The organism is Pseudomonas sp. M47T1 (assembly GCF_000263855.1).
Classification (GTDB): Bacteria; Pseudomonadota; Gammaproteobacteria; order Pseudomonadales; family Pseudomonadaceae; genus Aquipseudomonas.
Genome location: NZ_AJWX01000026.1, coordinates 18956 through 32242 on the forward strand (window position 1 = coordinate 18956; position 13287 = coordinate 32242).

Annotated in this window: 14 protein-coding genes; 8 read left to right on the plus strand and 6 right to left on the minus strand. The window is 64.2% G+C overall.

The window, feature by feature from the left end; all coding sequences use genetic code 11:
* The first annotated feature begins 82 nt into the window (after positions 1-82).
* The 3 genes from PMM47T1_RS22435 to PMM47T1_RS22445 all read left to right on the plus strand — a co-directional run bounded on the left by PMM47T1_RS22435 (position 83) and on the right by PMM47T1_RS22445 (position 3557).
* Positions 83-1030: a LysR family transcriptional regulator gene (locus PMM47T1_RS22435; RefSeq protein WP_008373348.1), complete on the plus strand. Its 948-nt coding sequence runs from the start codon at positions 83-85 to the stop codon at positions 1028-1030.
* A gap of 96 nt (positions 1031-1126) precedes the next feature.
* A complete protein-coding gene (locus PMM47T1_RS22440) occupies positions 1127-2536 on the plus strand; it encodes a DUF2252 domain-containing protein (protein WP_008373350.1) in 1410 nt (469 codons plus the stop codon).
* A gap of 73 nt (positions 2537-2609) precedes the next feature.
* Complete coding sequence (locus tag PMM47T1_RS22445) at positions 2610-3557, plus strand: aldo/keto reductase (protein WP_008373352.1); 948 nt, start codon at positions 2610-2612, stop codon at positions 3555-3557.
* On the opposite strand, the gene PMM47T1_RS22450 is transcribed toward PMM47T1_RS22445, so the two are convergent.
* The 5 genes from PMM47T1_RS22450 to PMM47T1_RS22470 form a co-directional block, all read right to left on the minus strand.
* Positions 3554-3967 (minus strand): response regulator, encoded by a 414-nt coding sequence (locus PMM47T1_RS22450; RefSeq protein ID WP_008373354.1) that lies wholly within the window; start codon positions 3965-3967, stop codon positions 3554-3556. The genes PMM47T1_RS22445 and PMM47T1_RS22450 overlap by 4 nt on opposite strands.
* A gap of 155 nt (positions 3968-4122) precedes the next feature.
* Positions 4123-5379 (minus strand): thymidine phosphorylase, encoded by a 1257-nt coding sequence (gene deoA / locus PMM47T1_RS22455; RefSeq protein WP_008373356.1) that lies wholly within the window; start codon positions 5377-5379, stop codon positions 4123-4125.
* A gap of 22 nt (positions 5380-5401) precedes the next feature.
* Positions 5402-6667: a NupC/NupG family nucleoside CNT transporter gene (locus PMM47T1_RS22460; RefSeq protein ID WP_081492698.1), complete on the minus strand. Its 1266-nt coding sequence runs from the start codon at positions 6665-6667 to the stop codon at positions 5402-5404.
* Positions 6668-6700: 33 nt separating this feature from the next.
* Positions 6701-7096 carry a cytidine deaminase gene (locus PMM47T1_RS22465; RefSeq protein ID WP_008373359.1) on the minus strand — a complete coding sequence of 132 codons (396 nt, stop codon included), beginning with the start codon at positions 7094-7096 and terminating at the stop codon, positions 6701-6703.
* A 251-nt stretch (positions 7097-7347) separates the two neighbouring features.
* Positions 7348-8208, minus strand: a complete 861-nt coding sequence (locus tag PMM47T1_RS22470) for an aldo/keto reductase family oxidoreductase (protein ID WP_008373361.1) — start codon at positions 8206-8208, stop codon at positions 7348-7350.
* Between the two features lie 102 nt (positions 8209-8310).
* Between PMM47T1_RS22470 and PMM47T1_RS22475 the strand changes: the two genes are divergently transcribed.
* Both PMM47T1_RS22475 and yghU read left to right on the plus strand, forming a co-directional pair.
* On the plus strand, positions 8311-9222 hold the full coding sequence (locus PMM47T1_RS22475; RefSeq protein ID WP_008373364.1) for a LysR family transcriptional regulator: 912 nt from the start codon (positions 8311-8313) through the stop codon (positions 9220-9222).
* A gap of 55 nt (positions 9223-9277) precedes the next feature.
* Positions 9278-10114 (plus strand): glutathione-dependent disulfide-bond oxidoreductase, encoded by an 837-nt coding sequence (gene yghU / locus PMM47T1_RS22480; RefSeq protein WP_008373366.1) that lies wholly within the window; start codon positions 9278-9280, stop codon positions 10112-10114.
* Between the two features lie 25 nt (positions 10115-10139).
* Here the strand turns inward: yghU and rutR are convergent, their stop codons facing one another.
* The gene (rutR, locus tag PMM47T1_RS22485; protein ID WP_238536646.1) at positions 10140-10820 is read right to left on the minus strand and encodes an HTH-type transcriptional regulator RutR; all 681 of its coding nucleotides are present in this window, start codon (positions 10818-10820) and stop codon (positions 10140-10142) included.
* A gap of 258 nt (positions 10821-11078) precedes the next feature.
* Between rutR and rutA the strand changes: the two genes are divergently transcribed.
* Genes rutA through rutC form a run of 3 tightly spaced genes read left to right on the plus strand, consistent with a single transcriptional unit; the run spans position 11079 to position 13282 of the window.
* Positions 11079-12161, plus strand: coding sequence for a pyrimidine utilization protein A (gene rutA / locus PMM47T1_RS22490; RefSeq protein ID WP_008373371.1), 1083 nt, complete (start codon positions 11079-11081; stop codon positions 12159-12161).
* Positions 12161-12889, plus strand: coding sequence for a pyrimidine utilization protein B (gene rutB, locus PMM47T1_RS22495; protein ID WP_008373373.1), 729 nt, complete (start codon positions 12161-12163; stop codon positions 12887-12889). The genes rutA and rutB overlap by 1 nt, the downstream gene beginning before the upstream one ends.
* A 9-nt stretch (positions 12890-12898) precedes the next feature.
* Entirely contained in the window at positions 12899-13282 is a 384-nt protein-coding gene (rutC, locus tag PMM47T1_RS22500; RefSeq protein WP_008373375.1) for a pyrimidine utilization protein C, read from the plus strand.
* Positions 13283-13287: the final 5 nt, after the last annotated feature.

Consider the following 13287-nt stretch of genomic DNA (forward strand, 5'->3'; position numbering starts at 1 on the left):
AATGCCGCCAGACTACAAAAAACCCCTGCGCATGGCTCATACTCAGATGGCGCAAACCATAACCAAAGGTTAATGACCCCTCATGCCCCTCGCCGATGCCCCCGCACCCGACAACATGGCCTTCAAGCTGCGCCACATGGAAGTGTTCCGCGCGGTGATGCTCACCGGCTCCATCAGCGGCGCGGCGAAGATGCTGTACGTGTCACAACCGGCGGTGAGCAAGTTGATCGCGTACGTGGAAAGCCGCCTGGCGCTGCGCCTGTTCGACCGCGTCAACAACCGCCTGGTGCCCACTTCCGAGGCCCAGGCGCTGTACCGTGAAGTGGAGCGCGTGTACCAGGCGGCGCTGTGGGTCAACGAATGCGCGCAATCGCTGGCCACCACCCCCAATCGGCAACTGCGGGTGTGCTGCAGCGCCTCGCTGTCCACCGTGGTGCTGCCCCATGCCCTGGCCGAATTGAAGCGCCAGGTGCCGGCCATGCACATCGAATGGCACACCACGCTGATGAGCGAGATGCCGGTGCAGATCCTCGGCAAAAAGGTCGACCTGTCGATCTCGGCCCTGCCCGTGGTGCATGACCACCTGCATTCGCGGCCCTTCATGCGTGGCCGCATGGTGTGCGTGATGCCCCCGGGGCACGCCCTGGAAAACCAGCCGGTGATCGACATGGCGCACCTGGCCCGCGAGCCGCTGCTGCTGTTCCGCCCGGACATTCCCTTCGGCCGCTTGATCAATGAAGCCATCGAGCGCAGCGGCGTGGTGCTCAACTCCTTCCTGGACTTCACCAATGCCCCCGAGGCAGTGGCGCTGGTGAAGCAAGGCATGGGCGTGACCATCATCGACGAGTTCGTGGCCCAGGACAGCGGGTTGGTCGTCAAGCCGCTGGCCAGTGAGATCGGTTTTGACATCAGCTTCGTCTATTCGCGCTTCGACCCGCTGCCCGAGGCCGCGCGGCGCATGATGCAGGTGCTGCTGGACCAGGCGCGGGCGCTGGGGCGGGAGATACCGGGGTTCGAGTGGCCGGCGTGAGCCCGTCGCGGCCGTGAATGCAGCCTTGTAGCCTGGCGCCAGCGGCTACACGATCACCTACACTGCTGTGGGTACCCGCCAAGGAAGCCGTTCCCCATGCCCTCCCTCACCGACAGCCAGGCCCAAGGCAAGGCTGCCCGCAAGCAATGCCCCCGTGGCAGCCACAGCCACCCCGGCAACGTCGACCGCGACCCGCTGGCGCTCATAGAGGCGTCCAGCAAGGGCCGGGTCAAGTCGCTGGTCGCCCTGCGCTATGGGCGCATGCTGGTATCGCCCTTCACCTTCTACCGTGGCAGCGCGCTGTTGCAGGCCCACGACCTGGCCGGCACGCCCGACATGGGGCTTGCCGTGCCGCTGTGCGGTGATGCCCATCTGATGAATTTCGGCGGGTTCGCCACGCCGGAGCGCAACCTGGTGTTCGGCGTGAACGACTTCGATGAAGCCCACCCCGGCCCTTGGGAGTGGGACCTCAAGCGCCTGGTGGCCAGCTTCCTGATTGCCGCGCGCGACCTGCGACACGGTGCCAGCGTGGAAGAACAGGTGTGCCGCGAAGTGGTCAATGCCTACCAGGCCACCCTCACCCTGTGTGCCCAGCAAGGCGCGCTCAACACCTGGTACGGGCAAATCAGCTACAAGGACCTGCTGGGCCAGGCGCAGACCAGCCGCACCCTGGAACACGTGCGCCAGGCCATGGAAAAAGCCGCGCGCCGCACCCATGCCGAGCTGCTGCCCAAGATCGTCGACCGCGACGACCAGGGCCGCATGACCATTCGCGACGACCTGCCGGAGATCTTCCACCTGCACAAGGACAGCTCACTGCTGGACAGCAACGACGACTGGCTGGCCGTACGCCGCTGGCAACCCTTGTACAAGGGCCTGATGGCCGACTACCGCCTGACCCTGCAGGCCGACCGCCGTGAACTGCTGTCGCGCTTCGAGGTGCATGACCTGGCGTTCAAGGTGGTGGGCGTGGGCAGCGTCGGCACTCGCTGCATGGTGGCACTGCTGACCGATGAGTTGCAGCAGCCGTTGTTCCTGCAGTTCAAGGAGGCACGGCGCTCGGTGCTGGCCGATTACGTGAAGCCGCGCTCGCCGTACAAACACAACGGCCAGCGGGTGGTGGAAGGCCAACGCCTGATGCAACCCGCCAGCGACCTGTTCCTGGGCTGGACCAGCGGCCCCGGCGGCCGTCACTTTTATGTGCGCCAGTTACGCGACATGAAGGTCTCGGCGGAGCTGGAAACCTTTGACGATGAAACCCTGGTGGCCTACGCGCGCATCTGCGGCCGGGCGCTGGGCCGTGCCCACGCCAAGGCCAGTGGCGAAGCGGCGCTGATCAGCGGCTACATCGGCAGCGGCGAGCGCATGGCCGATGCCCTGTACGCGTATGCCCAGGCCTATGCCGCGCAGAACGAAAAAGACTATGAATGCTTCCAGCAGGCCTGCCGCTCGGGCCGCCTGCTGGCGCGCAGCGAGGCCGACTTCACCGCCGACCGTATGCCCTGACTTTCATCCTGCACCGCGCCATTGTGTGCTTAGATTCAAGGGTTTCGTTCATTTCAATGCTGGGAGCAATGACATGCAACTGCGACAGTTGGGTACTACGGGCATCGCGATCGCACCCCTGGTGTTTGGTGGCAACGTGCTGGGCTGGACCGCCGACGAAAAGACCAGCCTGGCGATTCTCGACGCCTTCATCGACCAGGGCTTCAACGCCATCGACACTGCCGACGTCTACTCGGCCTGGGCCCCGGGCCACCACGGCGGTGAGTCGGAAAGCCTGCTGGGCAAGTGGTTCAAGGGCCGCCCGGGGGTGCGTGACAAGGTCGCGCTGTTCACCAAGGTGGGCATGAACATGGGCGCTGACGACAAGCAGGGCCTGAAGGAAAAATGGATTGTGCAGGCCGTGGAAGACTCATTGCGCCGCCTGGGCACCGATCGCATCGACCTGTACTTCTCTCACCGCCCCGACGCCGGCACCCCCGAGCAGGAAACCCTGGGCGCCTACGCCAAGCTGCTGGATGCCGGGAAGATCCGCGCCATTGGCGCGTCCAATTTCGACGCCGTGCAACTGGCCAACAGCCTGGCCACCGCGCGCAAACACGGTTTGCCGAGCTACCAGGTGCTGCAACCGGAGTACAACCTCTACGACCGCAGCAGCTTGGAAGGCGACTTGCACAGCCTGTGCCTCAAGGAAAACATCGGGGTGGTGACCTACTACAGCCTGGCCTCGGGCTTTCTGACCGGCAAATACCGCAGCAAGGACGACCTGGGCAAAAGCGTGCGCGGCGGCAAGATCGACAAGTACCTGGACGTCCGGGGCCTGGCAATGCTCAAGCAACTGGAGACCGTGGCCCAGGCCCATCAGGCACAGCTGGGCGAAGTGGCCCTGGCCTGGTTGATGGCCCGTGAAGGCGTGACCGCACCCATTGCCAGCGCCACCAGCGTTGCCCAGGCGCAAAGCTTTGGTCGGGCCGCGCAGTTGAAGCTCAGTGCGGCTGAACTGGCCGCCCTGACCGCGGCTTAATGCGCGCGGGCGTGAGCCTGCTGCAGGGCGTCTTCCACGCCTTGCAGCATCTGGCCGATGGTCCAGGGCTTGCGCAGAAACGCCACGTCGCACATCACCCCGGACGACTCCGGCGTCTCGTGGCCGGACATGATCAGGATAGGCACCTGCGGCCAACGGCGATGCACCAGGTTCGACAAGTCGGCGCCGTTGATGCGCCCCGGCATCAGGATGTCGGTGAGTAGCAAACCCACCTCGGGCGCACGTTGCTCAAGAAACGGAACGGCCGCATCGGCCGTCTCGAACTCGACGGTTTCATAGCCTTCTTCCTTGAGAATCTCGCAGACAAACTCGCGAATGATCAGTTCATCCTCCACCACCACAACCAAGGGATGGGCGAGTTCGTTACGTTCCGTCGATACTGAATTCATGACTATCGTTTCCTGATCTGGGCTACAGCGTGCACCGCTCGTACAACGTAGGAGCGGCAAGCCCGACAGAAATTCAATTTTGATTCAGTGTCGTTACATTTCTGCCCGTACCGCGGTTGTTCCACAACCGTTTAGCCACTGCCGTCCGGCTGCGGCTACACCCGATAAGCGGCGCGCAGCGCGTGGGCGGCCTCGTCGGCGGCGCTGTCACTGGCCGCATGCACCCAGCCCAACGGCCGCTCGGCACCCACCGCTTCGCCCACGAACACCAGCCTGCTGAACCCCACGCTCAGGTCCAGGGCATCGCCCGGTCGGCAGCGCCCGCCGCCCAACGCCACCACGGCCAGGCCCACCGCGCGGGTGTCGATAGCCGTGACGGTTCCACCCTGGGCAGGCCATACCGGGCGCTGAACCGGCGCCTGGGGCAACCAGCGAAGCGGTTCGGCCGCCAGCCCGGGCGGCCCACCCAGCGCGGTCACCATCGCCTGAAAGCGCTGCAACGCCGTGCCGTTGTGCCACGCCGACAACAGCCGCGAGCGCGCTTCGTCGACACTGGCCCCGGTCAATTCCAGCACTGCGCCGGCCAATGCCAGCGTGGTGTCCCACAGCCGCTGGCTACGCACCTGGCCACCCAGCAATTCAATAGCCTCCAGCACCTCCAGCGCGTTGCCGGCACTGCGTGCCAGCGGCTGGCTCATGTCGGTGACCAACGCCTGCGTACGCACACCCGCGCCTTGGGCCACCGCAACGATGCTGTCAGCCAGCTCCCGGGCCTGGCCCGGCTGCGCCATGAAGGCACCGTTACCGGTCTTGACGTCCATCACCAGCACATCCGGCCCGGCTGCCAGCTTCTTGGCCAGGATGGAGGCGGTTATCAAATCCACCGATTCCACCGTCGCGGTCACGTCGCGGATGGCGTACAGGCGCTTGTCCGCCGGCGCCAGCCCGCCACCGGCGCCGACAATGGCACAGCCCACCTCGGCCACCACCACGCGCAGGCGCTCGATGCCAGGCTCCACCTGATAACCGGGAATACTCTCCAACTTGTCCAGGGTGCCGCCGGTATGCCCCAGGCCGCGCCCGGAAATCATCGGCAGGTAACAACCACACGCGGCCAGCAGCGGCGCCAGCACCAGGCTGGTGAGGTCGCCCACGCCGCCGGTGGAATGCTTGTCCACCACCGGCCCCGGCAAATCCCAGCGCAACACCTGGCCCGAATCGCGCATGGCGCAGGTCAACGCCACCCGTTCTTCCAGCGCCATGCCCTTGAGCAGCACCGCCATGGCAAAGGCGGCCACCTGGGCATCACTGATACTGCCATCGGCAATACCGGCGACGAACCGGCCTATGTCCTGCCCACTCAACCTCTCACCGTCGCGCTTGCGCCGGATCACTTCCTGAGGCAACCACATCCTTGGCTCCTTAATGGCATCGTTACAGGGAAATAAAGAAGCCCACGATGGCAGCGCTCATCAAATTCGACAAGGTGCCTGCGATCATTGCCCGCAAACCCAGTTGTGCCAGCTCCTTGCGCCGCTCGGGCGCGATGCTGCTCAGCCCCGCCAGCTGGATGGCGATGGACGACAGGTTGGCAAACCCGCACAGGGCAAAGGTGACGATTACCTGGGTGTGCACCGACAGCAACGGCACCCCGGCCTCGGCCGCCTTGCTGGCCGTGAGGTGGTTGGACAGGTCGGCGTAGGCGACAAATTCATTGAGGATCATTTTCTCGCCAATAAACCCGCCGGCCAACACTGCCTCGTTCCACGGCACCCCCAGCACAAACGCGATGGGCGACAGCAGGTAACCCAGTATCAGTTGCAAGGTCAGCTGCGGGTACCCCAGCAGCGCGCCCGCCCAGCCCAGCACGCCATTGAGCATGGCGATCAACGCCACGAACGCCAGCAGCATCGCCCCTACCGCCAGGGCCAGGCGCAACCCCACCTGAGCGCCCTCGGCGGCCGCATCGACGATATTGGCCGCGCGGTTCTCCTTGGCATGCAGGGCCTCCAGGGCCTGGTGGTCATGGGCCTGCTCGGTCTCGGGTTCCATCAGCTTGGCCATCAGCAATGCCCCGGGCGCCGCCATGAAGCACGCGGCGATCAGATACTTGAGCTCCACGCCCAGGCCGGCATAGCCCAGCAATACCGACCCGGCCACCGCGGCAAAACCGCCGACCATAATGGCGAACAGTTCCGAACGGGTCAGCCGTGCCAGGAACGGGCGCACCACCAGGGGCACCTCCGACTGGCCAATGAACACCGCCGAAGTCACCACCATGGACTCCACGCGGCTGGTGCGCAGCAACACACGCAAGGCGCCGCCCACCAGGCGGATGATCCAGCCCATGATGCCCACGTGGTACAGCACGGCGATCAAGCTGCCGAAGAACACGATCATCGGCAGCACACGAATGGCGAACACAAAACCACCACTGCCGAACACTTCGAACATGTGTGGTGAACTCAGGCCACCGTAGAGAAACTCAATGCCTTTGTTGGCGTATACCTGCAACGCCGATACGCCGCTGGCCAGGTCACCCAGCACCGCCTGGCCCCAGGGCACGTACAAGGCGAAGGCACCGATGGACACCTGGATGGCGAAGGCGCCGAGCACCGTCCGCCCGTTGATCGCACGGCGCTGGGACGAAAGTACCAAGGCGATCGTTAACAGCACCGCCATTCCGACAAGACTGATCATGCAGTTGACTCCGGGCACGCGTGGGGTGGTGGGTCAAAACGACTCGAAGGCGCCTGGCAGCAGTTGCGCAAGGGTCCACACCCGCGTGGCCTGGGGGTCGCTGCCCTGGCAGATAATGCGCGCGTGGGGCGCCATCAATTCCACCAGCACCTGGCGGCAGGCACCACAGGGGCTGATCAGCGCCACCTTGGGCGCGTAAATGGCCATGGCCTTGAACCGGCGTGGTGCCAGGCCCTGGCTGATGGCGGCAAACAGGGCACTGCGCTCGGCGCAGTTGGTCAGCCCATAGGAGACATTTTCGACGTTGGTGCCCAGCACCAGTTCATCGTACTCACCCAACAGCGCCGCCCCTACCGGAAAGCTGGAATACGGCGACCAGCTACGTTCTGCGGCAAGCTTGGCCTGGGCCAGCAAAGCATCATCATTCATGGGTAAGCCTTTCCTCGGAAATGGGCCGGCGGTGCCGGTGGGCCAGCATGCAGCGCAAATGTGTAAGATTATCGAGCGCAAGCGGCGCGAGCATGTTGCGTGCCAAGGAAAGGTTAGCGGTTTGGATTCAGCAGGTTGGGAGAAGGGACAACATTTAAGGCGGACCAAATGCTCCGATTCGGAGCATTTGGTAACACTGCTTCGCGCAGTTTAAGGGCACCGCCAAGAGTGGGCTACAAGCGTGCGAACTATCAGAGGCTATTGAGGCGGCTGACCTGCTCCGGGGAAAGCACCACATCCTGCGCGGCCAGGTTCTGCTGCAAATGCGCCACCGAAGAAGTCCCCGGAATCAGCAGGATGTTCGGCGCCCGCTGCAGCAACCACGCCAACGCCACCTGCATGGGCGTGGCCGCCAGCTCACTGGCCACGTCGTTCAAGGTTTGCGACTGCACCGGCGAGAAGCCACCCAGCGGAAAGAACGGCACGTAGGCAATGCCCTGCCCCGCCAACTGATCAATCAAGGCATCGTCCGCCCGGTGCACCAAGTTGTAATGGTTCTGCACGCACACCACCGGCGCAATGCCCTGCGCCTCGGCCACCTGGGCTGCCGACACATTGCTGACACCCAAGTGGCGAATCAGCCCCTGCTGCTGCAATTTGGCCAGCGTGGAAAACGGCGCCTCGATTGACGACTCATCCGGCGAATGCATGTTGCCCCAGGCGCGCATGTTCACCACGTCCAGCACGTCCACGCCCAGGTTGCGAAGATTGCTGTGCACCGCGTCCGTCAGCTCCTCGGGGCTGTCGGCGCGCAGCCAGGACGCATCGTCACCGCGGCGGGCGCCAACCTTGGTGACAATCACCAAGTCCTGCGGGTAAGGCGCCAGGGCTTCGCGGATCAAATGGTTGGTGACAAAGGGGCCGTAGAAGTCGCTGGTGTCGATGTGGTTCACGCCAGCGGCAATGGCTGCGCGCAGTACGGCCAGCGCGCCGTCGTGGTCCTTGGGCGGGCCGAACACCCCGGGGCCCGCCAGCTGCATGGCGCCGTAGCCCATGCGCTTGACCAGGCGCTCGCCCAGCGTGATCGAGGTGGTTGGCTGTGTTGCAGTCATGACGGCGCTCCTGAAGTGCGGTAATCGGTGATTGACTATAGGCCTTGACCCACTGTGTGTTAATACAGTGAAATCGGCACGGCCCGTACGGAAATCCGCACAATGAACCATCACCTGCAAGACCTGTTTGCCTTTCACGCCGTGGTGCAAGCCGGCGGCTTTCGCGAAGGCGCGCGTGCCAGCGGCAAGTCTGCCTCCAGCCTGAGCGACGCCGTGCGCCGCGCCGAGGCGCGCCTGGGCGTGCGCCTGCTCAACCGCACCACCCGCAGCGTGGCCCCCACCGAGGCAGGGGCGCGCCTGCTGGAGCGCCTGGTGCCGGCCCTGGCCGAGGTGGAAGCGGCACTGGACGTGGTGAACGGCTTCCGCGAGCGCCCCAGCGGCACCCTCAAGCTCAACGTGCCGCTCAGTGCTGCGCGGCTGGTGCTGCCGGCCCTCATCACCCCCTTTCTCAAGGCCTATCCTGACATTCGCGTGGAAGTGATCGTGGACGAAAGCTTCGTCGATGTGCTGGCGGCCGGTTGCGACGCGGGTATCCGCTACGACGAGCGCCTGGAACAGGACATGATTGCCGTGCCCATCGGACCGCGCCAGCAGCGTTTCGCCACCGCTGCCTCGCCGGCTTACCTGAATGCCCATGGCCGCCCCGAGCACCCGCGCGACCTGCTGGAACATGCGTGCATGCGCGGCCAGTTCAGCAGCGGCTGGATGCCAGCCTGGGAGTTCGAGCGCGACGGTGAAACGGTGCGCGTGGACCCCAGCGGCCCATTGAAAGTGCGCATCGGCGGCGCCGTGGACCTGGCAGTGGATGCCGCCGTGCAAGGCCTGGGCGTGGTGCACCTGTTCGAAGACTGGCTGCGGCCGTTACTGGACAGTGGCGCCCTGGAGCCGGTGCTGGAGCCCTGGTGGCAAAGCTTTAGCGGCCCCTTCCTGTATTATCCGGGGCGCCGTCATCTGCCGGCGGCGCTCAAGGCGTTCATCGATTTTGTCCGGGCCCATGACGCTGCGGGCACCTAGCCAGGTCTGGTAAGGTCGAAGCCATTGTAGGTCTATCAATCAGGAGGCTTGTTTCATGAGCAAAGCAGAATACGTTCCGCCCAAGGTCTGGAAGAACACCCAGTCGGGCGGCCAGTTCGCCAGCATCAATCGCCCCATTGCCGGCCCCACCCATGACAAGACCCTGCCGGTGGGCAAACACCCCTTGCAGTTGTATTCACTGGCCACACCCAACGGCATCAAGGTCACCATTTTGCTTGAAGAGCTGCTGGCCCTGGGGCACAGCGGCGCCGAGTACGACGCCTGGCTGATCCGCATTGGCGATGGCGACCAATTTTCCAGCGGCTTTGTCGAGATTAACCCCAACTCGAAAATCCCGGCCTTGCTGGACCACAGTGCAACCCCGCCCATTCGCGTGTTCGAGTCCGGTTCGATCCTGCTGTACCTGGCGGAAAAATTCGGCGAATTCCTGCCCACCGATCCCGCTGGCCGTACCGAAACGCTGAACTGGCTGTTCTGGCAAATGGGTGCCGCGCCTTACCTGGGCGGTGGCTTCGGGCACTTCTACGCCTACGCCCCGGAAAAATATGAATACCCCATCAACCGCTTCACCATGGAAGCCAAGCGCCAACTGGACGTACTGGACCGCCGCCTGGCCGAAAGCGCCTACCTGGCCGGTGACGCCTACACCATCGCCGACATCGCCGTGTGGTCGTGGTACGGCAAACTGGTGCGCGGCGACCTGTACGGCGCCGCCCAATTCCTCGCCGTGGACCAATACCCTCACGTACAACGCTGGGCCCAAGTCGTCGCCGACCGCCCGGCCGTCATCCGCGGCCAGCGCGTGAACCGCACCTGGGGCGACGAAGCCAGCCAAGTGCCCGAGCGCCACGACGCGGCGGATCTGGACTAATCCATAGCCTTGCGCAGCCTGCGGGTTACCTGGGCCGCAGGCCGTTCAGGATCAGGCTGCGCACGTTTTCCAGCACTTGCTGGAAGAACGCCGGGTCGGCCAGGGTCTTGCCGGTCACGGCGTTGATCTGGCTGGCGAAGTCGGCGTAATGCTGGGTGGTGGCCCACAGCGAGAAAATCAGGTGATGCGGCTCCACCGGCGCCAGGCGTCCGGCGTCGATCCAGGCCTGGATAACCTGCACCTTGCTGTCTACCAGTTCACGCAACGGCGCCTGCAGTTCGCCCAACAGCAATGGCGCACCCTGAACGATCTCCAGGCAGAACAGCCGCGACTGCGCCGGATGATCGCGGGACAATTCCAGTTTGATGCGAATGTAGTCGGCAATGGCCTGCAACGGGTCCTGCTCGACGCTGAAGCCGCGCAGCGGCCGCAACCACACCTCCAGCAACTGGCGCAGCACGCTGAGGTACAGCTCGTCCTTGCTGCTGAAGTAATACAGCAGGTTGGTCTTGGAGACATCGGCCATGTTCGCCACCTGGTCCAGGCTGGTGCCGTGCACGCCAAAGCGCGAGAACAGCTGCAAGGCGGCGTCGAGAATGACCGTGCGCTTGCTTTCCACCAACCGATGGCGGCGCTTGAGCGTGGAGGCGCTGGGTGTGCGCGCAGGCTTGCTGGGCGAAGGCGTAACGGGGGGCTCTTGCTTCACGTGAACGACCTGATACCAACCGAAAGACCCCTGCACTTTACCGCGCAAACGCCGCAAGGCAATCCCGGCCTTGCGCCCCACGAGCGTGCAGCGTGCACAAACCGGGTGCTCCGTTCCAGACCATTTGGTCCGCATTAAAATACAAGCCATTGTTTAAACACAAAAAACAAAGCTGGCCCGCTTCATGCAAAAACCTTGGTGAACGCTGCTCTGGACCGTTTCGGGCTACCCGCCCTCCTGTGCATAGAGGCTCACACCATGGACGTAGGCATCTTCATTCCCATCGGCAACAACGGCTGGCTCATCTCCACCACCGCGCCGCAGTACAAGCCCACTTTCGAACTGAACAAGACCATCGTGCAGAAGGCCGAGCACTACGGCTTCGATTTCGCCCTGTCGATGATCAAATTGCGCGGTTTTGGCGGCAAGACCGAGTTCTGGGAACACAACCTGGAATCCTTCACGCTGATGGCGGGCCTGGCCGCAGTTACCAGCCGTATCCAACTGTTCGCCACCGCCGCCACCCTGACCCTGCCGCCCGCCATTGTCGCGCGCATGGCCAGCACCATCGACTCCATCTCCGGCGGCCGTTTCGGCGTGAACCTGGTCACCGGCTGGCAGAAGCCCGAATACGAGCAAATGGGCCTGTGGCCCGGCGACGAGTTCTTCCACACCCGCTACGACTACCTGGGTGAATACGCCCAGGTGCTGCGCGAACTGTGGGCCACCGGCAGCAGCGATTTCAAGGGCAGTTACTTCCAGATGGACGACTGCCGCGTCAGCCCCAAACCCCAGGCCGACATGAAGGTGATCTGCGCCGGGCAAAGCGACGCCGGCATGGCGTTCTCCTCCCAGTACGCCGACTACAACTTCTGCTTCGGCAAGGGCGTGAACACTCCTACCGCGTTCGCCCCCACGGCTGAACGGCTGATCCAGGCCAATGCCGTCACTGGCCGCGACGTGACCTCCTGCGTGCTGTTCATGATCATCGCCGCCGACACTGATGAAGCCGCCCGCGAACGCTGGGAACTGTACAAGGCCGGCGCCGACGAGGAAGCCATTGCCTGGCTGGCGGAAAAAGGCGCCGCCGACAAGAGCCCTGGTTCCAACATGCGGCAGATGGCCGACCCCACCTCGGCGGTAAACATCAACATGGGCACCCTGGTGGGCTCGTGGGCCAGCGTGGCACGCATGCTCGACGAAGTGGCCAGCGTGCCGGGCACCCAAGGCGTGATGCTGACCTTCGATGACTTCGTCCAGGGCGTGGAAGACTTCGGTGAAAAGATCCAGCCACTGATGAGCAGCCGCCAACACATCAACCTGCTGAAGGAATCTGCCTGATGAATGCCCCTGCGCCGCTCAGCGGCTATGCCCTGCCCGCCGACACCGCCCCTGCGCGCACCCTGCCCGCGCGCCCCGAAGCCCTGAGCCTGAAGGCCAGTGAAACGGCGCTGGTGGTGGTGGACATGCAAAACGCCTACGCAAGCATCGGTGGCTACCTGGACCTGGCCGGCTTTGACGTGAGCAGCACCGGGCCGGTGATCGCCAATATTCAGAAAGCCTTGGTGACCGCCCGCGCGGCCGGCATGCCCGTGGTATTTTTCCAGAACGGCTGGGACGCCGACTACGTGGAGGCCGGCGGCCCGGGCTCGCCCAACTGGCACAAGTCCAACGCGCTGAAAACCATGCGCCAGCGCCCGGAACTGCACGGCACGCTGCTGGCCAAGGGCGGCTGGGACTACCAGCTGGTGGACGAACTCAAACCACAGCCCGGGGATATCCTGGTGCCCAAGACCCGCTACAGCGGCTTCTTCAACACCAACTTCGACAGCCTGATGCGCAGCCGCGGCATCCGCAACCTGGTGTTCACCGGCATTGCCACCAACGTGTGCGTGGAGTCCTCGCTGCGCGACGGCTTCTTTCTTGAATACTTCGGCGTGGTCCTGGCAGACGCCACCCACCAGGCTGGCCCTGCGTTTGCTCAGCAGGCGGCGCTGTTCAACATCGAGACATTTTTCGGCTGGGTGTCCACGGTCGAAGATTTCTGCACCACCTTCGTGACGGCCTGAGGATCAACCATGAGCAAGAAAGCCATCATCCCCGCCGGCAGCGGCGTGCCCATCGCTCCCTTCGTGCCCGGCTCGTTGGCCGACGGCATTCTCTACGTGTCCGGCACGCTGCCCTTCGACAAAGACAACAACGTGGTACACGTGGGCGACGCCGCCGCCCAGACCCGCCACGTGCTGGAGACCATCAAGGGCGTGGTGGAGACCGCCGGCGGCAGCCTCGACGACGTGACCTTCAACATGATCATGCTGCGCGACTGGGCCGACTACGCGGCCATCAACGCGGTATACGCCGAGTATTTTGCCGGCGAAAAACCGGCGCGCTACTGCATCCAGTGCGGCCTGGTGAAGCCCGACGCGCTGATTGAAATCGCCAGCATTGCCCACGTTGGCTGAGGACG

What these genes read in the sequence shown, in the direction of transcription:
- PMM47T1_RS22450 (WP_008373354.1), bottom strand. Translation starts at nt 3,967, where the DNA reads ATGAATTCAGTATCGACGGAACGTAACGAACTCGCCCATCCCTTGGTT.
- rutC (WP_008373375.1), top strand. Translation starts at nt 12,899, where the DNA reads ATGAGCAAGAAAGCCATCATCCCCGCCGGCAGCGGCGTGCCCATCGCT.
- PMM47T1_RS22465 (WP_008373359.1), bottom strand. Translation starts at nt 7,096, where the DNA reads ATGAATGATGATGCTTTGCTGGCCCAGGCCAAGCTTGCCGCAGAACGT.
- rutA (WP_008373371.1), top strand. Translation starts at nt 11,079, where the DNA reads ATGGACGTAGGCATCTTCATTCCCATCGGCAACAACGGCTGGCTCATC.
- deoA (WP_008373356.1), bottom strand. Translation starts at nt 5,379, where the DNA reads ATGTGGTTGCCTCAGGAAGTGATCCGGCGCAAGCGCGACGGTGAGAGG.
- PMM47T1_RS22440 (WP_008373350.1), top strand. Translation starts at nt 1,127, where the DNA reads ATGCCCTCCCTCACCGACAGCCAGGCCCAAGGCAAGGCTGCCCGCAAG.
- PMM47T1_RS22445 (WP_008373352.1), top strand. Translation starts at nt 2,610, where the DNA reads ATGCAACTGCGACAGTTGGGTACTACGGGCATCGCGATCGCACCCCTG.
- yghU (WP_008373366.1), top strand. Translation starts at nt 9,278, where the DNA reads ATGAGCAAAGCAGAATACGTTCCGCCCAAGGTCTGGAAGAACACCCAG.
- rutB (WP_008373373.1), top strand. Translation starts at nt 12,161, where the DNA reads ATGAATGCCCCTGCGCCGCTCAGCGGCTATGCCCTGCCCGCCGACACC.
- PMM47T1_RS22460 (WP_081492698.1), bottom strand. Translation starts at nt 6,667, where the DNA reads ATGATCAGTCTTGTCGGAATGGCGGTGCTGTTAACGATCGCCTTGGTA.
- PMM47T1_RS22475 (WP_008373364.1), top strand. Translation starts at nt 8,311, where the DNA reads ATGAACCATCACCTGCAAGACCTGTTTGCCTTTCACGCCGTGGTGCAA.
- PMM47T1_RS22435 (WP_008373348.1), top strand. Translation starts at nt 83, where the DNA reads ATGCCCCTCGCCGATGCCCCCGCACCCGACAACATGGCCTTCAAGCTG.
- PMM47T1_RS22470 (WP_008373361.1), bottom strand. Translation starts at nt 8,208, where the DNA reads ATGACTGCAACACAGCCAACCACCTCGATCACGCTGGGCGAGCGCCTG.